Origin of the sequence: Azorhizobium doebereinerae UFLA1-100 (assembly GCF_000473085.1) — a bacterium.
In the GTDB taxonomy this organism is placed as follows: Bacteria; Pseudomonadota; Alphaproteobacteria; order Rhizobiales; family Xanthobacteraceae; genus Azorhizobium; species Azorhizobium doebereinerae.
The window spans coordinates 109,093-128,357 of the sequence record NZ_KI421496.1 but is presented as its reverse complement, the minus strand read 5'-3'; the positions used below and the strand labels follow the sequence as shown (position 1 = coordinate 128,357).

Below are 19,265 nucleotides of genomic sequence, written 5' to 3'. Positions count from 1 at the left end.
GGCTCGCCGCCGATGGTCTTGCCGAGGGCGATGGCCAGCTTCTGCCCGCTGTCGGAGAAATCCTTGGTGGCGAGGAGCTCGCGCAGCAGCACCTTGTCGCGGCGCGTGTTGGGCAGTTCGATGCCGATGGCGTTGCGCCCCGGCACCACGGCGACGCGGGCGGAAATGGCGCTCATGGAGCGGGCGATGTCGTCGGCGAGGCCGATGACGCGGGACGACTTGATGCCCGGCGCCGGCTCCAGCTCGTACAGCGTCACCACCGGGCCGGGGCGAACCTGGACGATCTCGCCGCGCACGCCGAAATCCTCCAGCGTGCCTTCCAGCAGCTTGGCGGTCTCCTGGAGCGCCTCGGCGGTCATGGTCGGCCCCTTGGCGGGCGGCGGGGCGCCCAGCAGCGCCAGTTCCGGATGCTGGTAGAGGCCGCGCCGGCCCGGACGGGCAGCGGCCACGGCGGCCCGGCGGCCGGCGGCGGGCTTGCCGCGCGGCGCGGGCGCTTCGGGCACGGCGTCGTCGGCATCCTCATAGGCGTCCGGCGCCGCCTCCCGGCGGGCGCCGCCCACGGCGGGCGCCTCCGGGCGGGGGGTGAGGCGCGGCTCGACCCGGCCGCCGGCGGGGCGGCGGTCGGCGGCGAAGGCCTCGCGCGCATCGGCCCTGGCGCGCGGGGCGCGGCGGGCGAACAGGCGGGCACGCAACGACAGGAAGGTGTGGGTCAGGGCGCCCAGCGAGACCATGGCGCCGCGCTCGACCTCCTCGTCCTGCGCGTCATAGGGCTCGTCTTCCTCGATCTGCTCCTCCGGCACGGTGCCGCGGCAGGCGATGAACAGGCCGCCGGCGCCGAAGGCGAGGCCGATGCTGCCCACCACCACCTTCTCCAGGAAGGTGTTGAACCCGCCGGTGAGCAGCAGCATGAGGCGCGGAACGAGGTCGCCCATCACCCCGCCGAGGCCGGTGGGCATGGGCCAGGAGCCGAAGGTGGGGAAGGCGCCGAGGAAGGCGCTGGTGCCCAGCGCCCCCACCGTCAGGGCCAGCACCCTGAGGCGCTCGCGCTTCAGCGGGCGGTGGGTCAGGAGCCGCCAGCCCCACACCGCCAGGGGCAGCACGATGGCGAGCGAGGCGAGCCCGAACAGCTGCATCAGCAAATCGGCGACCACCGCGCCGGGCCGGCCGAGCAGGTTGTTGACCTTGGCGTTGGTGGCGTTGGACAGGCTGGGATCGCCCGCCGACCAGCTCATCATCGCCACCAGCGCGAACACCGCCGCGCCCAGCACCACCGCGCCGCAGATCTCCGAGGACCGGCGCCGGATCGCCGCCCGCACCGCCTCGGGGATGAAGTCCATGCCCATGCCATGCGCGCGCACGGCCGCGGCGGACCCGGAACGACGGCGGACGGGCATCGGCGCGCTCTCCTCAGGTCAGGCCGGCGACGAGGCGGTTCAGCACCTCCTCGCTGGTGGCGAGATCATGGACCATGGCGACCCTGAGATAGGGGTCGCCGGGGTTGGTGCCGCCGGCGTCGCGGGACGACAGATAGCCGCCCGGCACGGTGCGCAGGCCCTGGTCCTTCCAGAGCTTCAGCGCCGCCTGCTCGCCGCCGCCGGCCTCCGACACATCCAGCCACAGGAAGAAGCCGCCCTCCGGCCGGCGATAGCCGAAGCGGTTGCCCAGCATGCGGTCGGCGAGGTCGAACTTGGCCTGGTAGAGCGCGCGGGAGGCCGCCACATGCGCCTCGTCCTCCAGCGCGGCCACCGCCACCGCCTGCAAAGGCTCGGGCACCTGCGGCGCGGCGATGCCGCGGAAGGCCAGGAAGTCCTTGAGGAAATCCGCGTCCCCGGCGACGAAGCCGACGCGCATGCCCGGCAAGGACGAGCGCTTGGACAGGGAATTGAAGGCCAGCAGGCCGGAATAGTCGCCGCGCGCCACTTCCAGGATGCCGGCCGGCTTCTCGCTGCCGAGATAGATTTCCGAATAGCACTCGTCGGCGAACAGATAGGCGCCGTGCGCCCGCGTCATCTCCAGCAGGCGGGCCAGATAGGCGGGCGAGGCCACCGCGCCCTGCGGATTGGCGGGCGAGGCCAGGAACACCACCACGGCGCGGGCCAGCAGCGCCGGATCGAGCGCGTCGAGGTCCGGCAGCCAGCCGCTCTCGCGGGTGGTGGGCATCGCCACCACCTCGCAGCCGGCGATCTCGGCGCCGGCGCGATAGGCGGCATAGAGCGGATTGGGCACCAGCACGATGGGCGCCCCGGCGCGCGCGGCGACGCGGCGGCGGGCGAGGAAGGTGGCGTTCACCAGCCCCTCGCGGGAGCCGTTCAGCACCAGCACCTCGCGGTCGGCGTCGATGGGGCGGGCGAGCGCATAGCGCCGGCCCAGCCAGGCGGCGACGGCGGCGCGGAATTCCGGCGTGCCCTCGGTGCGCGGATACTTGCCGAAGCCTTGCAGCGCGCCGGCCAGCACCGGCCCGACGAAGTCCGGCTGGGCGTGCTGCGGCTCGCCCACGGCGGCGCTCAGCGCCGGGCGGCCGGGGGCGATCCCGGCGACGAGGTCTGCCAGGCGAACGAACGGCGACCGGCGGTCGTCGGAAGGTGCGGGCGCGGGTGTGGGCATCATGTGAGGCATCTGATCGGCCGGAGAGTGCGGCACGCAAGGTTAAGAGCTGCCTAACCCGGGCGCGCCATCGTTACGGTTTGGGGCGGAAAAGCGGCCCTGACGCAGCGCCGCGGCGGGCTGTCAGGAGGTGGGGGCGGCGGCGAGGATGGCGCGGGCGGCGCGGCTGTCGGCATCCATCTGGCGGACCAGTTCGTCGATGCCGTCGAATTTCAGCTCCGGGCGCAGGTAGCCGTGGAAGGCGACCTCCACCTCCAGGCCGTAGAGATTGCCGGAGAAGTCGAACAGATGGACTTCCAGCAGCGCCCGGCCATTGTCGAAGGTGGGCCGGCGGCCGTAGCTGGCGACGGCGTCATAGGTGCGCCCGCCCACCGTGACCTTCACCGCATAGATGCCGAAGGCGAGCCGGATTTCCGGCGGCAAAGCGAGGTTGGCGGTGGGATAGCCCAGCTCCCGCCCGCGCTTGTCGCCGTGGATGACCGTGGCCTTCAGGCTCCAGGGCCGCCCCAGCATATGGGCGGCATGGCCCACCTGGCCGGATTCGAGCGCCTGCCGGATGGCGGTGGAGGAGATGGAATCGCCTTCGTCCAGCATCGCCTCGACCACCTCGACCGGAAAGCCGTGGCGGGCGCCCTCGGCCTTCAGGAAGGCGGGCGAGCCCGCCCGCGCCTTGCCGAAATGGAAGTCGAACCCCACCGCCGCGCCGGCCACGCCGAACCTGCCCACCAGCACGTCGGCGACGAACGCCTCCGCGCTCAGCCCCGCCAGCGCCTTGTCGAACGGCAGCACGATGGCGCCGGCCAGGCCCGAGGCGCCCAGCGCCTTGAGCTTCTGCGGCTCCGGCGTCAGGCGGAACAGCGGCACGTCCGGCTGGAAGACCTGGCGCGGATGCGGCTCGAAGGTCAACGCCAGCGTCGGGCGGCCGAGCGTGCGGCCGAGCGCGAGGGCCGCGCCGATCACCGCCTGGTGGCCCCGGTGCACGCCGTCGAAATTGCCGATGGCCAGCACCGGGCGCGCCAGCGGCTCGGGCAGCGGCTGGAGGCCTGTGACGACGGTGAAGGCGGGTGGGGATGAGGGCATCGGCGAATGCGGCCGGGACAGGAAGGGCGCGCCACCCTTGACCCAGCCCGGCGCCCCCGTCAAGCGCGGGGGCCGGCGGGCCGGGGCGCGGGCCCCGCTACCAGGACAGGCGCGGCATCACCGCGCGCGGCGCGGGGCCGGCGGCGAACAATTGCGCCACCGCCGCCATGTCCGGCGCCGCGCCGTGCTCGGACTTCAGCTCCACCGCATGGATGCCGCTGGAGATGAACAGGCTGTCGAAGCCCGCCCCGGCGGCGCCGATGATATCGGTGCGCAGGGCATCGCCGATGGCCAGCACGCGGGACGGCGCCGGCACCGGGCGCCCCAGCGTCTCCAGGCGCGCCAGCGCCTCGGCATAGATCGGCGGATGCGGCTTGCCGCAATAGACGCTCGCGCCGCCCAGTTCGTCATAGAGCTGGGCCAGCGCGCCGGCGCAGTAGATCAGCTTGTCGCCGCGCTCCACCACGATGTCCGGATTGGCGCAGATGAAGCCGAGGTCGCGGGCGCGCATGCCGGTGAGCATCTCGCGATAGTCCTCCGGCGTCTCCACGTCGTCGTTCAAGAGGCCGGTGCAGACCACGAGGCTGGCCTCCGGCAGGTCGGTGGAGACGAGGTCGAGCCCCTCATAGGTGCCCAGATCCCGCTGCGGGCCGAGATGGAAAATGCGCACGCCCGGCTGGGCGGAGAGCACCGCGCGGGTCACGTCGCCGGAGGTGACGATGCCGTCATAGGCGGCGCGCTGCACCCCCATGCCGTCCAGCATGGTGCGCACGAAGGCGTTCGGGCGCGGCGCGTTGGATACCAGCAGCACCGTGGCGCCCCCGGCCCGCGCGCGCTCCAGCGCGTCGCAGGCGGCGGGGAAGGCGGCGAGGCCGTTATGGATCACGCCCCACACGTCGCACAGGATCAGGTCGTAATCGCCGGCGATGGCCGACAGGCCGGGCAGCAGCGACAGGGCATCCCGGGGCGGCGCGACGTCGGCCATGAAAACGCTCTCCTTACAGACTCGGCCGCCACCGGCCGGGCCGATGCTACGCGCGCGAGATCAAAACGCGCGGTGCAGGTGCCACGCCCGGCCCGCCGCCACAAGGCCCAATGGCGGGCAGCCGCTCCGCGCGGGCTGCAAGGGAGGGAGCGGGAGGCCGAAGCGGGAGGTCGCCGCCGCCCCCGACCGGGCGTCAGCCGGCGGCCGGCAGCGCCTCCACCAGATGGCGGAAGGCGTCGCCCCGCACCTCGAAATTGGGGAACTGGTCGAAGCTGGCGCACGCCGGCGACAGCAGCACCACCGGATGGTCCAGGCCCGAGGCGGCGGCGTCGCGGGCGGCGGCGGCCACCGCTCTGTCCAGCGTGCCCGCCACCTCGTGCGGCACGTCATCGCCCAGCGTGGCGGCGAAGTCCGCCGCCGCCTCACCGATCAGATAGGCCTTGCGCACGCGGGGGAAGAACGGCTTCAGCGGGGTGATGCCGCCGGCCTTGGGCTTGCCGCCGGCGATCCAGAACACGTCGCCGAAGCTCGCCAGCGCGCGCTCGGCGGCGTCCGCATTGGTGGCCTTGCTGTCGTTGACGAACAAGACCTGCCCGCGCGTGCCCACCTGCTCCATGCGGTGGGCGAGGCCCGGAAAGCGCTTCATGCCGACCGCGATGACCTCATAGGCCAGCCCGACGGCATGGGCGGCGGCGAAGGCGGCGGCGGCGTTCTGCGCATTGTGGGTGCCGCGCAGCGAGCCGATGCCGGTGAGCGGCAGGCGGAATTTTTCCGCGCCGGCCGCGCTGACCACCAGGGTCTCGCCGTCGAGCCAGATGCCGTCCGCCAGCGGCTGCTTCACCGAGAGGCGCACCACATGGGTGCCGGCCTGCTCCGCCCGGTCCGCGATGGCGGCGGACAATTCGTCATCCACCCCGACCACGGCGGTGCCGCCGCCCTGCACCCCGGCGATGAGGCGCTCCTTCACGGCGGCGTAATGCGCGAACGTGCCGTGGCGGTCGATATGGTCCGGCGTCAGGTTCAGATGCACGCCGACGGACGGATCGAGGCCGGGGGCAAGGTCGATCTGGTAGGAGGAGCACTCGATCACATGCACCCGGCCGGACTTGGGCGGCTCCAGCGACAGGATGGCGGTGCCGATATTGCCGCCCATCTGCACGTCGCGCCCGCCCACCTTCAGCAAATGCGAGATCAGCGCCGTGGTGGTGGACTTGCCGTTGGTGCCGGTGATGGCGATGAAGGGCGAGGCGCGATGATGCGTCCGCCGCTCGCGGCAGAACAGTTCGATGTCGCCGATCACCTCGACGCCGGCCGCCCGGGCGAGGTCCACCGTCCAGTGCGGCTTGGGATGGGTCAGCGGCACGCCCGGGGCCAGCACCAGCGCGGCGAGCGTGCTCCAATCCACCGTGCGCAGGTCCTCAACCGCGATGCCGGCCGCCGCCGCCTTGTCCCGCCCGGCCGCGCTGTCATCGAAGGCGATGACCTCGGCACCGCCGGCCAGCAGCGCCTCAACCGTGGCAAGCCCCGAGCCGCCGAGGCCGAACACCGCCACACGGCGGTCCTTGAAAGTGGTGACGGGAATCATGACGCCGGACATCCGCTACACTGGGCGCCGCGCGGGAACGCGGGGCTTTGAAGGAGGCCGCGTGCGGCGGGCGGGGCCGGCGCGCGAAACGGCGGGGAGAATACCGTCTTGCGCGCCGCCGTCGAGATCGCAGGGCGAGGGACCTGCGGCCCGAGCGCGGCCGCATTTGGCAGGCACAGCAGAATCGCGGCATTGCTGAGAGCCGCGACAGATAAGCTCAAGGACTTCTTCATGGCCGCATCGTCCGCCGACATTGCCCGCATCATCGCCGGCGAGATCGCCGCGAAACCGCCGCAGGTGGCGGCGGCGATCGGGCTGCTGGACGAGGGCGCCACGGTTCCCTTCATCGCCCGCTACCGCAAGGAAGCCACCGGCGGGCTGGACGACACCCAGTTGCGCACGCTGGAGGAGCGCCTGTCCTACCTGCGCGAGCTGGAGGCGCGGCGGGCCAGCGTGATCCAGTCCATCGCCGGCCAGGGCAAGCTCACCGACGAACTGGCGGCGCGACTGAACGGCGCACTCACCAAGGCGGAGCTGGAAGACCTCTACCTGCCCTACAAGCCCAAGCGCCGCACCAAGGCGGAGATCGCCCGCGAGCGCGGCCTCGGGCCGCTGGCCGAGGCCATCCTCGCCGACCGCGCCAAGGAGCCCGCCGCCCTCGCCCAGGCCTTCCTCAAGGAGGAGGTGCCGGACGTGAAGACGGCGCTGGACGGGGCGCGCGACATATTGGTGGAGACCTTCGCGGAGAATGCCGACCTCGTCGGCCGCCTGCGCGCCCACATGCGGGCCAATGCCCGCATCGTCGCCAAGGTGATCGCCGGCAAGGAGGAGGCCGGCGCCAAGTTCCGCGACTATTTCGACCATTGGGAGAAATGGGCCAACGTGCCGAGCCACCGGGCGCTGGCCATGCTGCGCGGGCGCAACGAGGAGGTGCTCAGCCTCGACCTGGAGGTGGACTGGGACGACCCCGCCCCGGTCAAGCCGGTCGAGCGCATGATCGGCGCCGCCTACAATGTCGGCGCGGCCGGCGGCGGGCCGGGCGACGCCTTCCTGCGCGAGGTGGCCCGCTGGGCATGGCGGGTGAAGCTGTCGCTGCACCTCTCCATCGACCTGATGACCGCCATGACCGAGAAGGCGGAAGAAGAAGCCATCCGCGTGTTCGCGCGCAACCTCAAGGATCTGCTGCTGGCCGCGCCGGCCGGCTCGCGCACCACCATCGGGCTCGACCCCGGCATCCGCACCGGCGTGAAGGTGGCGGTGGTGGACGGCACGGGCAAGGTGCTCGCAACCTCCACCATCTACCCGTTCCAGCCGCGCAACGACCTGACGGGGGCGAGCGCGGAGCTCGCCCATCTCATCGCCAAGTTCAACGTGGACCTGATCGCCATCGGCAACGGCACCGCGAGCCGCGAGACCGAGAAGCTCGCCGCCGACGTCATCGCCCGGCTGCCCGGCGCCAAGCCGCGGACCGTGGTGGTGAGCGAGGCGGGCGCCTCGGTCTATTCCGCCTCCGCTCTGGCCGCCGCCGAGATGCCGGACCTCGACGTGTCGCTGCGCGGCGCCGTGTCCATCGCCCGCCGCCTCCAGGACCCGCTGGCCGAACTGGTGAAGATCGAGCCGAAATCCATCGGGGTCGGCCAGTACCAGCACGACGTGGACCAGGGCCGCCTCGCCAAGAGCCTGGACGCGGTGGTGGAAGACGCGGTGAACGCGGTCGGCGTCGACCTCAACACCGCTTCCGCGCCGCTGCTGGCGCGCATCTCCGGCCTCGGGCCGTCGCTGGCGGACGCCATCGTCACCCATCGCGACGCGGTCGGCGCTTTCGCCAACCGCAAGGAGCTGCTGAAGGTCGCCCGCCTCGGGCCGCGCACCTTCGAACTGTGCGCCGGCTTCCTGCGCATCACCAACGGCGCGGAGCCGCTGGACGCCTCCAGCGTGCATCCGGAAGCCTACGGCCTCGCCAAGAAGATCATCGCCGCCTGCGGCCGCGACGTGCGCAGCCTGATGGGCGACAGCGCCACGCTAAAGCGCCTCGACCCGGCGGTCTTCGTGGACGCGCGCTTCGGCCTGCCCACCGTGCGCGACATCCTCGCCGAGCTGGAGAAGCCGGCCCGCGACCCGCGCCCGGAGTTCAAGACCGCCACCTTCATGGAGGGGGTCAACACGCTCTCCGACCTCAAGCCCGGCATGCTGCTGGAAGGCACCGTGACCAATGTGGCCGCCTTCGGCGCCTTCGTGGACATCGGCGTCCACCAGGACGGGCTGGTGCATGTCTCCGCGCTGGCCGACCGCTTCGTGAAGGACCCGCACGAGGTGGTCAAAGCCGGCGACATCGTGAAGGTGCGCGTGGTGGAGGTGGACGCGGCAAGGAAGCGCATCGCCCTGTCCATGCGCAAGGACACCGGCGAGGACCGCGCCGGCCGTCCCCAAGGCGGCCCGCCCCAGGGACGCCCGCTGCCGGGCGGCAAGTTCAGTTCCGGCCCCAAGCCCGCGCCCGCCGCCGGGGCGGACGCCCGCCGCGCCGCGCCCGCGGCCGACGGCCCGCTGGCGGCCGCGCTGGCGGCGGCCATGAAGCGCAAGGGCGGGTGAGGCCCGCCGGCGGCGGCCGGTCAGCCGGCCGCGTGCCGGTACTCGTTCGCCACCGAGGAGGCATGCCGGCGGTGGTCATAGCCATAGATGTGCAGCGAGACGGCCTCGGCCGTGCCGAGGTTCTCCATCCGGTGCAGGTTCGGCCCGCTGGGCATCATGCAGGCGATGAAGCCGGGGCTGCGCAGCGCCTGGTGGCGGGGCTGCGCCAGGCCGGCGCCCACCGGCTCGAAATAGGTCTCGGCCAGGGTGCCGGACAGGACGGCGAAGCAGCAGGAACAGTGGTGGTCGTGGATCGAGGTGCGCGCGCCAGCCGGCCACACCATGGCCCAGACGCTGACGTCGGCGTCGCCGAACACGAAGTTGCGGGAATACTGCCCGGGCGTGCGGGTCAGCGGGACACCGTCCAGCAGCGCGGGATGGGCCACGTACCGGGCGAGGGTCGCGCGCGCCGCGTCCAGATAGTCGCGCTCCGAGCCGGAGCTGGCGGCAACCAGGGCGGTGAGCATCTCGGCGGGGCGGAGTTCGAGCGGGGCGTTCATCGCGGACCCATTGGCGCGTGGCAATGGCGTGAGCCTATGGCGCCAGGGCGCGAAAGAGCTTGCAAAGATCGCGCCCATTCCGCCGGGATGCGGAATGGCAATGCGGATTTTCCTCACCGCGCAGGATGAAAATTTCGCGTGGGGCGGGCTTGGCGGAAAGGGGCGGGCGGATGGCGCAGAAGGTGATCGGGCTGATCGGCGGCATGAGCTGGGAAAGTTCGGCGGAATATTACCGCATCATCAATGAGCGCGTGCGCGACCGGCTGGGCGGGCTCGCCTCCGCCCGCTGCCTGATGTGGTCGTTCGATTTTTCCGAGATCGAGGCGCTCCAGGCCGCCGGCCGCTGGGACGAGGCCGCCACGCTGATGATCGACGCCGCCCGCCGCCTGGAGCGCGGCGGAGCGGACTTTCTGCTGATCTGCACCAACACCATGCACCGCATGGCGGACGCGGTGGCGGCATCGGTGGCCATCCCGCTGCTGCATATCGCCGACCCCACGGCGGAACGCGTCCGCGCGGCGGGCCTCACCCGCGTGGGCCTGCTGGGCACCGCCTTCACCATGGAGCAGGACTTCTACAAGGGCCGCCTCGCCGCCCGCCACGGCCTCGACGTGCTGGTGCCGGAGGCCGCCGACCGCGCCCTGGTGCACCGGGTGATCTACGAGGAACTGGTGCAGGGCCGGGCGGAGCCGGCCTCGCGGCAGGCCTACCGGGAGGTGATCGCCCGCCTAGTGGCGCGGGGCGCGGAGGCGATCATCCTCGGCTGCACCGAGATCATGCTGCTGGTGGGGCCGCAGGACAGCGCCGTGCCCCTCTTCGACACCACCGCGCTGCACGCCCAGGCGGCCGTGGATCTGGCGCTGGCCTGAGCCGCCGCGCGGCCGCGCCGCCTCAGCTCTTGGGGCGCAGATAGGCCAGGGCGCTGGCGACAACGCCGGTGGGCCGCGCCATCAACGCCTTGTGCTCCACCTCCAGCGCGTGGATCCGCGCCGTCAGCCGCGCCTGCGTGGCCTCGGCCTCGCGCTCCGCCGCCGCCAGGGCCTCGTCCCCCGCCGCCAGGGCGGCGGCGCGCATGCGCTCCAGTTCCGCGAGCTGGGCCGCGAAGCTCTCCCGCTCGGCGGACAAGGCGGCAAGCTCGGCCTCCAGCCGGGCGGTCGCGGCATCCGCCAGGTGCTGCATCTCGGCGACCAGCGCCTGTTCGGCCGCGCGGGCCTGCGCGGCATCCGTCATGAGGTCGGCCTGCGCCCGCCGCTCGGCGGTCAAGGCCGCGACCTCCGCCTGCTGCTGGAGCGCGGCCGCCTCGGCGGCGGCGAGCCGGGCGCTCAGGTCGTCCCGCGCGGCGGTCAGGCCGAGGATCTCCTGCCGCAGCACGTCCTGCGCGCCCTCCAGCGCCTCCACCTGGGCGGCGAACCCGTTCTTCTCCCCGTGCAATTGGGCGATCACCTGCTCCTGCGCCTGCCGCTCGGCGGCGAGCGCCGCGCCGGTACGCTCGGCCGCCTCGGCGCGGGCGCGCATCGCCTCCAGCTCGACCCCATGGCGGGCGCGGGCGCGGCCGGCATAGAAGTCATGGCGCTCCCATTCCTCGAAGGTCGCGGCGGTGATCGCCTCGACGAAGTCCGCGCCGGGCAAGGTGCGGCAGGAGGCGCGGATCAGCTTGGCAAACTGCTCCAGCCCGTCGCGCACCTCGTGCAGGCCGCTGACGGGCAACGGCGCGCCGTCGAAGCTCGGCCGCGCGTCGGAGAGGTCCACCGCCGTTCCCAGCAGCCGCGACAGCACCGCTTCCGTCTCGTGCCGCAGGTCCGCGTCCTGCGCCAGGGCGCCGACGTCCACCGTGAGGTCGGACGCCTCGAAAGCCTGGGCGTAGAGATAGAGGTGCAGCAGCAGGAAGGCCTGGAACAGGAGCGGATCGGCCGGGTCGGCGGTCCGGGCCCGGGTGAAGTCGTCCACCAGCGCCAGGAAGGGGTCGTGCCGCGCCGCCTTCAGCGTCCAGCCCACCGTCTCGATGAAATAGGGATTGCCCTCGGCGAACTGGCCGCAATAGGAGGCCCACTGGTGGAACAGGTTGCGGAAGCAGAACACCATGCGCCCGCCGAACGCCTGCTTGAGCCCGCGCGCCCGGCCGAGGGCGCGGGTGCAGCTCAGCACCGGCACCTTGCCCAGGGCGCGGGCGTTGGTGATCAGCAGCTCCACATAATCGTTCTCGGCCGGCGCCAGGTCGCCCGAGGGCCCGCCCTGCGGAATGAAGCTTTCGAACGCCATCCGCGCGTTGAAGCCGCGGATGCCCCCGCCCTCCCGCAGCAGCGGCAGGAATTCGATGAAATAGGGCGCGCCGGGCGGATGCCGGGAGTTCCAGCTCTGGTAGTTCACCTCGGCGGCGCCGCCGCCGGTCAGCACGTCCAGATGCTCGTTGAAGATCTCGTAATAAGCGAGCGCCCCCGGCGCGGCGCGGAACTTCTGCCAGAGCCAGGTGCTGGAGGTGCGAAAGCTGGACAAAAGGAAGATGGGCGAGAGATCCGGCAGCGCGATGGGCTGCGCGCCGCCCTCGCGGCTGCCCGCCGGCAGGGCCGCGTCCCCGCCGCGCGGCGGCGCGATGCGCGCGAGGCCGCGCGAGGTCCAAGCGCCCTGAGACCCAGCGCCCTGAGACCCAGCCCCCTGAGACCCAGCCCCCTGAGACCCTTGGAGCTCCGGGGGCACGCTGCCGCCACGCCCGCGTTTGTGGATCGAGTCCGCCATGCCTCAACCGATCGTCCGCAAGATAGCTCGCAATTATCAGCCAGCCCGCCATCGAGACGGCAACATGACACCGCCATTCCTCGCAATACCGCCCAGGCAACGCCTAGGCTGCGACAGACGAAGGATGACGCAGCGATGTTATCCTCCATCGATCACGCCGCGCACGACTTGGCAAGCGAAGACGCTTCAACTCCCGCGTGCAGGCTCCTTTATCCCGCAGCTTGTGGACAGCTTGGAATTGCGCGGCTGCTCATCTTGCAGCGCAGCAGCGGGCGGGCGCGGGAGCACCGGCGGGCGGTTTCAAGGGGCATGTGGGGAGCCGCATGGCGTCCCGCGCGGCCGGGATCGGACCGGCCGCGCGGGACGGGACGGGTCAGGCCTTCAGCCGCTCCGCATGCCAGGCCACGTGGTCCGGCATGAAGGTGGAGATGAAGAAATAGGAATGGTCGTAGCCCTCGCGCATGTGCAGCGTGAGGGGAATGCCCGCGTCCGCGCAGGCGTCCGCCAGGAGGCCAGGGCGCAGCCCGGTCTCCAGGAAGGGGTCGGCCGTGCCCTGGTCCACCAGGAACTCCGGAAAACGGGCGCCGTCGGCGATCAGGGCGGTGGCGTCATAGGCCCGCCATGCCGCCGGATCGGCGCCGAGATACTTCTCCAGCGCCGGCCGCGACCAGTCGGCCGTGGACGGCTGGACGATGGGCGCGAAGGCCGAGCAGCTCTTGAAGCGGCCGGGATTCTTCAGCGCCAGCGTCAGCGCCCCGTGGCCGCCCATGGAGTGGCCGAAGATGCCCTGGCGGGACAGGTCCGCCGGGAAGTGCGCGGCGATCAGCTCGGGCAGTTCGTCGCGCACATAGGAGGCCATGCGGTAGTTGGCGGCATAGGGCGCCTGCGTCGCATCCACATAGAAGCCGGCGCCGGAGCCGAACTGCCAGTTGTCCGGCTCGTCCGGCACGCCCTCGCCGCGCGGCGAGGTATCGGGGCAGACGATGATGACGCCGTGCGCGGCGGCGGCCGCCCGGTACTCGCCCTTCTCCATGACATTGGCATGGGTGCAGGTGAGGCCGGACAGATACCACAGCACCGGCAGCGGGCCGGACGCCGCCTGCGGCGGCACGAAGACGGCGAAGGTCATCTCCGTCCCCGTGCTCCGCGAGGTATGGCGGTAGACCCCCTGGATGCCGCCGTGCGACTTCGCCTTGGAGACGGTCTGCATCAGTAGATGACCACCGAGCGGATCGACTTGCCCTCGTGCATCAGGTCGAAGGCGGTGTTGATCTCGTCCAGCGGCATTCTATGGGTGATCAGATCGTCGATATTGATCTTCCCCTCCATGTACCAGTCGACGATCTTCGGCACGTCGGTGCGCCCGCGCGCGCCACCGAAGGCGGTGCCGCGCCAGTTGCGGCCGGTGACGAGCTGGAACGGACGGGTGGAGATTTCCGCCCCCGCCGGCGCCACGCCGATGACGATGGAGGTGCCCCAGCCGCGATGGCAGGCTTCCAGCGCCTGGCGCATCACGTTCACGTTGCCGGTGCAATCGAAGGTGAAGTCGGCGCCGCCGTCGGTGAGCGACTGGATCGCGGCCACCACCTTGTCGGAGCCCACGTCGAGCGGGTTGATGAAGTCGGTCATGCCGAACTTCTTGGCGATCTCGACCTTGGACGGGTTGATGTCGACGCCGATGATCTTGTCGGCGCCGACCATGCGCGCGCCCTGGATCACGTTGAGGCCGATGCCCCCTAAGCCGAACACCACCACGTTCGCGCCCGGCCACACCTTGCCGGTGTAGACCACCGCGCCGATGCCCGTGGTGACGCCGCAGCCGATGTAGCAGATCTTGTCGAAGGGGGCGTCCTCGCGCACCTTCGCCAGCGCGATCTCCGGCAGGACGGTGAAGTTGGAGAAGGTGGAGCAGCCCATGTAGTGGAACACTTCGCCGCCGTCGCAGGAGAAGCGCGAGGTGCCGTCGGGCATCAGGCCCTGGCCTTGGGTTGCGCGGATCGAGGTGCACAGGTTGGAGCGCTGCGACAGGCAGGTTTTGCACTGCCGGCACTCGGGCGTGTAGAGCGGGATGACGTGGTCGCCGACCTTCAGCGAGGTGACGCCGGCGCCGATCTCGCGGACGATGCCCGCGCCCTCATGGCCGAGGATAGCCGGGAACTTGCCCTCGGAATCGAGGCCCGACAGCGTATAGGCGTCCGTATGGCACACTCCGGTGGCCATGATCTCCACCAGGACCTCGCCGGCCTTCGGCCCGCCGATCTCGATGGTTTCGATGGTGAGCGGCTTGTTGGCCTCCCACGCGACTGCGGCACGCGACTTCATGGGCAAACCTCCGGTAAAGAGCGCGGCTCTCCTGGCCGCTACTCGGCCTTGGCAATGAACGCAACTACTCTGCTGCCTCCCCGTGGGGAACAGTCTCGAACGGCGCATGGGGATCGCCGGGGGCAGTCTCCCATGCCAGGCCGGGAATGGCGATGATGCGCTGGCCACGACCGTCGGTGCGGCACACGATGGCGCCCTGCTCCTCCATATAGGCGAGCAGGCGCCGGGCGCGGCCCAGCGAGCGGCTGCCGTAGGCGTGGGCGACGCCCGCGTCCGAGGGGCAGGCGCGCCCGTCATGGGCGGCGCGGGCCAGCACCAGGAACACGCTCTGCATGTCCTCCGGCAATTGCCCGGCCATGGCGATGACCTCGCCCCAGGGCGAGCCGTCCTTCTCCAGTTCGCCGCTGTCGATGCCGGCATGGGCGATGGCGAGGCGGCGGCGGAAGGCGCGCAGGCTCAAGGGCTCGCCGGTGATGCGGCGGATGCGGCAGCGGACCAGGAAGTCCTGATAGAGCACCGCCGCCGTGCGGAAGCCGGCCTCGGGGTCGAGCAGGATCTCCTTCAGCGCCAGGTCGATCGCCTCCTGCCGCTCCTCCGGGCTCATGGCCGGAACCGGCGGGCCGGCCTCGCGCGGCGGCTCGCGGGTGGCACGGGCGAGCTGGGACAGGATGTTCTCGGTCGGCACCGGCGCCGGGGTCCGGCGCGGCGGGGGCGGCAGGCGGGTCTCCTCGTCCGGGGCGGCGGTGAAGATCAGCTCCTGCATGTCCTCCTGCGGCACCGCCTCCGGCAGCGGCAGCAGGCGCGGCGTCACCGAGCGCGCGCCGGTCTCCACCTCGCCGATCTTCACCGGCAGCGGCCGGCGCGACACGGCGGGGCCGAGTGCGACGAAATGGCCCGCCTGAAGATCGCGGAACATCTCCGCCTGGCGGCGCTCCATGCCCAGGAGATCGGCGGCGCGGGCCATGTCGATGTCGAGGAAGGTGCGGCCCATGAGGAAGTTGGAGGCTTCCGCCGCCACGTTCTTGGCCAGCTTGGCGAGGCGCTGGGTGGCGATGACCCCGGCGAGGCCGCGCTTGCGGCCGCGGCACATCAGGTTGGTCATGGCGCCCAGCGACACCTTGCGCGTCTCGTCCGACACCTCGCCGCCCACCGCGGGGGCGAACAGCTGCGCCTCGTCCACCACCACCAGCATGGGGTACCAGTGGTCGCGCTCGGCATCGAACAGCCCGCCCAGGAAGGCGGCGGCGGCGCGCATCTGCTGCTCGCTGTCCAGGCCCTCCATGTCGAGCACGACGGAGACGCGGTGCTGACGCACCCGGCTCGCCACCCGGTGCAGGTCCGCCTCGTTGCGGGCGGCATCCACCACCACGTGGCCGTACTTCTCGGCCAGCGAGACGAAATCACCCTCGGGGTCGATCACCGCCTGCTGTACCCACGGGGCGCTCTGCTCCAGCAGGCGGCGCAGCAGGTGCGACTTGCCCGAGCCGGAATTGCCCTGCACCAGCAGGCGGGTGGCCAGAAGCTCCTCGAGATCGAGGGGTACGGGCGCACCCGGACCGGACAGACCGAGCTCGATCGAAACCTTCATCGGCCCAGAATCCTCACGCGCCGCCGGACGGCCCTCTGAATGCGAAGGCTCAAGTCATAGCGATTCCCCCCGCCGTTTCAACCGTGCCGGCGCGCGCGGCTGCTCAGGCGCGGTGGCGATCCGGGTGGTGGAAGGCCAGCACCACAACCACCGAGGATAAAGCCAGGCAAGCCATGAGAATGAAGCCGTCGGTGAACGACCCGCGCAGGCTCAGCACCCAGCCGGTGATCGCCGGGGCGAGGAAGCCGGCGAGCGCGAAGGCGAAGTCCATGATGCCGAGGGCGGTGGCGGCGCGCTCGGGCACCACGTCCACGTTCACCGCATAATAGGCCGCGTTGGAGCCCATGGAGGCGGCGACCGCGATGGTGATGCCGACCAGCGCCACGGTGAGGTTGTCGGTGAAGGCCACCGGCACGATGGCCAGCGCGGCGACGAGCTGCGAGCCGGCGATGAGATAGGAGCGCGCCACCCGCAGCCGGCCGGTGGTCTTCATCAGATGGTCGGACCAGCGGCCCATGGCCCACAGCACCACGGCGGCGGCGAGCCAGGGCAGCACGGTGAACAGGCCCACCGCCTTGAGGTTCAGCCCGTACACCTGCTCCAGATAGCTGGGCAGCCAGGACATGAAGAAGAACAGGAAATAGCCGAACACGAAGAAGGCCCAGTAATTGGCCAGCAGCGTGGGATTGCGCAGCAGCAGCCGCATCAGCCCCTCGCGCGGCGCATCCGGCGTGGGCGGGGCGGGCCGGGCGGGATCGGCGGCGCGGATGTGGGCCAGCTCCGCCGCGTTGACGAAGCGGGACTCCTCCGGCCGGTTGCGGAAGCAGAGCCACCACAGCGGCACCCACAGCACCGAGAGCAGGAACAGCACGCCGAACGCCGCCCGCCAGTCCAGGAGAGCGAGCAGCTGGGTCACGATCGGCCCGCCGATGGCGAGCGCGATGGGCACCGCCACCAAAGCGTTGCCGAGCGCGGTCGCCCGCTCCTCCGGCGCCAGCCAGCGGCTCACCGCGCCGGTGAGCGCGGGGAAGTTCGGCCCCTCCGACACGCCCAGCAGGACCCGCGCCGCATAGAGCGAGGCGAAGCCGGTGGCGAGCGCGGTGGCGCCGATGGACAGGCTCCACAGCATCGCCGCCAGGGTGAGGACGAGGCGGGCGCCGTAGCGGTCCACCGCGAAGCCGCCGAGCAGGGTAGTGAGCGCATAGCCGACGCCGAAGGCGCCGAGGATGGTGCCCGCCGCGGCCGGCGACAGGCCGAGGTCGCGCTCCATGGCCGGGATGGCGTAGGAGATGGCCGCCCGGTCCACGTAATTGACCACGGTGATGGCGAACAGCAGGAAGATCACGAACCAGCGGTACCTCGTCGCGACCATCTGCCTCTCTCCTTGCCGTGCCCCGTCGGGCGGAACCCTAGACCAGATCCGCCGCTGCGGATGGTGCTGTCATGCGCCACGCGTGCGAAGCGGCTAACGGTTGTCCAGTTCCGCCAGGGTGCGGGCGATGGCCTCGCGCGCCGCCGGAATGTGGCCGACCAGCGTCAGCGCCACGTTGCGCATGTGCCGGGCGGCGGGGGAGGTGACGGCCGCCACGCGGGTCATCTTGTCGGTGATGCTTACCACGCCCTCCGCCACGCGGTGGCGGGCGGCGGCCCAGGCATCGAGCGGCGCCTCGTCGCCGGTGCGCACCGCCGCCAGCAGTGGGTCGGCGAGCGACACCGCGTCCTGGATGCCGGTGTTCATGCCCTGCCCGCCGGCCGGGCTGTGCACATGGGCGGCGTCGCCGCACAGCAGGATGCGCCCGGCGCGCGGGGTGGCGGCGACGCGGTGGTGGATGCGGAAGCGCGAACTCCACACCGTCTCGGTGATCCGGCACGCGCCCGCGCCGAGGGACCGCGCGTCCATCATCGCCTGCACGAAGGCCGCATCGGGCTGCGCCGGCGCGGTCTCCGTGGTGGCGACGATGCGGAAGCGGTCCTCCGGCAGCGGCGCCACCATGATGAAGCCGGCGGGGGAGAAGAACAGCGTCACCTCCTCCCGGCTCAGCGGCCAGTCCATGCGCACGTCGGCGAGGATGAAATCCTCCGGATAGGTCGCGCCCTCGAACGGCACGCCGGCCGCGTCCCGCGCGGCGCTGTGCATGCCGTCGCACCCCACCAGCCAGCGCGCGGCGACGGTGGCCTTGGCTCCGTCCCGGACCACATCCACCTGCACCCCCTTGGGGCCCGGCCACACCGCCACCGCCTCCGCCGGACGCACCACCGCGCCGCCGAGCGCGGTGAGGCGGTCCAGCAGAATCGCCTCGGTGACGTCCTGCGGGCACATGAGGGTGAAGGGAAAGGCGGTGGCCAGATGATCGAACGGCACGCTGGCGAGCACGCGGCCGCCCTCGCGCACGGTGAACAGCGGCACCTTCAGCCCCGCCGCCAGCAGCGCCGGCACCAGGCCCAGCGGCTCCAGCACCTCGAGGGTGCGGGCATGGATCACCGCCGCGCGCGAGGTGTTGGCGCCCGCCGCCTGCTTGTCGATCAGCAGCGGCGTGGCGCCGGCCGTGCGCAAGGCGGTGGCGAGCGCAAGGCCGGTGGGGCCGGCGCCGATGATGAGGATGTCGGTGGCGGCGGGAAGCTGGGACATGGATCTCACCCGTGCGGGGCTGATTGCCAGAGGCGCCAGCATAGCTTTACTGCTCGCGCGCGCCACCCTGCCCCGCGCCAGCCGCCGGGCCCAGACGAGCCTTGATCCCCATGCCGGTCCGCCCCCTCGTGCGTTTTCCCGATCCCCGCCTGCGCGCGGTGGCCGCCCCCGTCACCGCCTTCGACGCCGCGCTGGCCGACCTTGCCGCCGACCTGCTGGACACGCTGCGCGCGGCGCCGGGCATCGGCATCACCGCGCCGCACGTGGGCGTGCCGCTGCGCCTCGTGGTGCTGGATCTGCCGGAGGGCGGCGGCCCCGCCACCTATGTGAACCCCGTCGTGACCCAATCCTCGGCCGACCTGCGGCGCTATCCCGAAGGCAGCGTCTCCATGCCCGGCGTGGTGGAGGACGTGGAGCGCCCGGCGCGGGTGAGCGTGCGCTATCAGGATCTCGACGGCGCCTTCCACGAGGTGGAGGCGGACGGCCTGCTGGCGGTGTGCCTCCAGCACGAGATCGACCAGCTGGACGGCCTGTTCTGGACCCACCGCCTCTCCCGCCTCAAGCGCGAGCGGGTGGTGAAGAAATACGAGAAGCAGCAGCGCGCCGGCTGA

15 protein-coding genes are annotated in these 19,265 nt (G+C 71.8%); 3 read left to right on the top strand and 12 right to left on the bottom strand.

Annotated elements, in window-relative coordinates; genetic code table 11:
- The 5 genes from YU1_RS31505 to murD form a co-directional block, all read right to left on the bottom strand.
- The coding region (locus YU1_RS31505; RefSeq protein ID WP_035716807.1) for a DNA translocase FtsK at nt 1-1,337 on the bottom strand (1,337 nt) is incomplete at its 3' end.
- A gap of 70 nt (nt 1,338-1,407) precedes the next feature.
- The gene (locus YU1_RS0126280; protein ID WP_245263462.1) at nt 1,408-2,607 is read right to left on the bottom strand and encodes an aminotransferase class I/II-fold pyridoxal phosphate-dependent enzyme; all 1,200 of its coding nucleotides are present in this window, start codon (nt 2,605-2,607) and stop codon (nt 1,408-1,410) included.
- Nucleotides 2,608-2,727: 120 nt separating this feature from the next.
- Complete coding sequence (locus YU1_RS0126275; RefSeq protein ID WP_029006560.1) at nt 2,728-3,684, bottom strand: bifunctional riboflavin kinase/FAD synthetase; 957 nt, start codon at nt 3,682-3,684, stop codon at nt 2,728-2,730.
- Between the two features lie 97 nt (nt 3,685-3,781).
- Complete coding sequence (locus YU1_RS0126270; protein WP_029006559.1) at nt 3,782-4,669, bottom strand: TIGR01459 family HAD-type hydrolase; 888 nt, start codon at nt 4,667-4,669, stop codon at nt 3,782-3,784.
- Between the two features lie 193 nt (nt 4,670-4,862).
- Complete coding sequence (murD, locus tag YU1_RS0126265; RefSeq protein ID WP_029006558.1) at nt 4,863-6,254, bottom strand: UDP-N-acetylmuramoyl-L-alanine--D-glutamate ligase; 1,392 nt, start codon at nt 6,252-6,254, stop codon at nt 4,863-4,865.
- 231 nt (nt 6,255-6,485) lie between these two features.
- Between murD and YU1_RS0126260 the strand changes: the two genes are divergently transcribed.
- Complete coding sequence (locus tag YU1_RS0126260) at nt 6,486-8,843, top strand: Tex family protein (protein ID WP_029006557.1); 2,358 nt, start codon at nt 6,486-6,488, stop codon at nt 8,841-8,843.
- 20 nt (nt 8,844-8,863) lie between these two features.
- On the opposite strand, the gene YU1_RS0126255 is transcribed toward YU1_RS0126260, so the two are convergent.
- Nucleotides 8,864-9,382: a cysteine dioxygenase gene (locus YU1_RS0126255; protein WP_029006556.1), complete on the bottom strand. Its 519-nt coding sequence runs from the start codon at nt 9,380-9,382 to the stop codon at nt 8,864-8,866.
- Nucleotides 9,383-9,552: 170 nt separating this feature from the next.
- Here YU1_RS0126255 and YU1_RS0126250 point away from each other — a divergent pair, with 170 nt between their 5' ends.
- A complete protein-coding gene (locus YU1_RS0126250) occupies nt 9,553-10,251 on the top strand; it encodes an aspartate/glutamate racemase family protein (RefSeq protein ID WP_156922509.1) in 699 nt (232 codons plus the stop codon).
- 22 nt (nt 10,252-10,273) lie between these two features.
- Here the strand turns inward: YU1_RS0126250 and YU1_RS0126245 are convergent, their stop codons facing one another.
- The 6 genes from YU1_RS0126245 to YU1_RS0126220 all read right to left on the bottom strand — a co-directional run bounded on the left by YU1_RS0126245 (nt 10,274) and on the right by YU1_RS0126220 (nt 18,654).
- Entirely contained in the window at nt 10,274-11,875 is a 1,602-nt protein-coding gene (locus YU1_RS0126245; RefSeq protein WP_029006554.1) for a hypothetical protein, read from the bottom strand.
- 613 nt (nt 11,876-12,488) lie between these two features.
- Nucleotides 12,489-13,325 carry an S-formylglutathione hydrolase gene (gene fghA / locus YU1_RS0126240; RefSeq protein ID WP_029006553.1) on the bottom strand — a complete coding sequence of 279 codons (837 nt, stop codon included), beginning with the start codon at nt 13,323-13,325 and terminating at the stop codon, nt 12,489-12,491.
- On the bottom strand, nt 13,325-14,437 hold the full coding sequence (locus tag YU1_RS0126235; RefSeq protein WP_029006552.1) for an S-(hydroxymethyl)glutathione dehydrogenase/class III alcohol dehydrogenase: 1,113 nt from the start codon (nt 14,435-14,437) through the stop codon (nt 13,325-13,327). The genes fghA and YU1_RS0126235 overlap by 1 nt, the downstream gene beginning before the upstream one ends.
- A gap of 64 nt (nt 14,438-14,501) precedes the next feature.
- On the bottom strand, nt 14,502-16,025 hold the full coding sequence (locus tag YU1_RS0126230) for an ATP-binding protein (protein WP_029006551.1): 1,524 nt from the start codon (nt 16,023-16,025) through the stop codon (nt 14,502-14,504).
- 103 nt (nt 16,026-16,128) lie between these two features.
- Nucleotides 16,129-17,397, bottom strand: coding sequence for an MFS transporter (locus tag YU1_RS0126225; RefSeq protein WP_029006550.1), 1,269 nt, complete (start codon nt 17,395-17,397; stop codon nt 16,129-16,131).
- A gap of 93 nt (nt 17,398-17,490) precedes the next feature.
- Complete coding sequence (locus YU1_RS0126220; RefSeq protein WP_029006549.1) at nt 17,491-18,654, bottom strand: FAD-dependent monooxygenase; 1,164 nt, start codon at nt 18,652-18,654, stop codon at nt 17,491-17,493.
- A 110-nt stretch (nt 18,655-18,764) separates the two neighbouring features.
- On the opposite strand from YU1_RS0126220, the gene YU1_RS0126215 reads away from it, so the two are divergent.
- Complete coding sequence (locus YU1_RS0126215; RefSeq protein WP_029006548.1) at nt 18,765-19,265, top strand: peptide deformylase; 501 nt, start codon at nt 18,765-18,767, stop codon at nt 19,263-19,265.